We start from the raw sequence: 650 nt of genomic DNA, 5'->3' as shown, positions 1-650 counted from the left end.
CGCTCTGAAATCTCGACTATATCACTACGGCGCTTGGTAATTTTGCTAGGCTAATCATCACAATTAAAACGATAACCATAGGCTTAAGGAACTGATATGTCGCCTAATCAGGTCGTATCGAACGAGCATATGGATACCTTGAAGTCGCCATACACATGTATCAAATGTGGCGAAGGTTCTATGATACCAGCCGTTCAAGAAGGTGAGCCGGAGTACACCGAAAACTATCTATGCGTGAAGTGCCATTTCCATGACACGATTCCCGCGCATGGGATACTCATTAGTCAAGCAGCAACGAGTGTCATAGGACTGTTGCTATGCTTCTTTCTATTTTATGACTATGTATTCGCCTCAACGCCAGATTCTGCTAACACTGTCGAACATAGCGCCTTAGGTTTAGTCGTTGGAGCGTTTTGTATTGGCTTTATTTTTGTTCTTTTTAAAGCATGGAAAGGACATTTGCTAAGACAAAGCTACTTGACTCGTTAGCAACCAACCAAGAAGTGACCCTACTAACACCAATGCTAAAACAGGCTTCGTGATAGCAAGCAGCTTGTTACGTACTCGACGCCTAGCTCTTAACTGTGGCAAATCTTTTAGTAATGAACTTGGCTCGTTCAATGGATAATGTATAAAGACCGCACCGTCTA

General features: G+C 42.9%; 2 protein-coding genes. One reads left to right on the top strand and one right to left on the bottom strand.

The genetic code is table 11. The annotated features are described in order from the left end of the window. The first annotated feature begins 96 nt into the window (after positions 1-96). Positions 97-489 (top strand): hypothetical protein, encoded by a 393-nt coding sequence (locus A3739_RS03885; RefSeq protein ID WP_068476562.1) that lies wholly within the window; start codon positions 97-99, stop codon positions 487-489. Here the strand turns inward: A3739_RS03885 and A3739_RS30675 are convergent. Next, positions 463-650: hypothetical protein (locus A3739_RS30675; protein WP_231876997.1), on the bottom strand; the 188-nt coding region annotated here is incomplete at its 5' end. The genes A3739_RS03885 and A3739_RS30675 overlap by 27 nt on opposite strands.

The organism is Oleiphilus sp. HI0067, assembly GCF_001635735.1.
Note: the sequence above shows the minus strand (reverse complement) of the source record. Positions and strands in the feature narration are given on the sequence as shown.

Coding starts and splice junctions, on each gene's coding strand:
- A3739_RS03885 (WP_068476562.1), top strand. CDS start 97: ATGTCGCCTAATCAGGTCGTATCGAACGAGCATATGGATACCTTGAAG.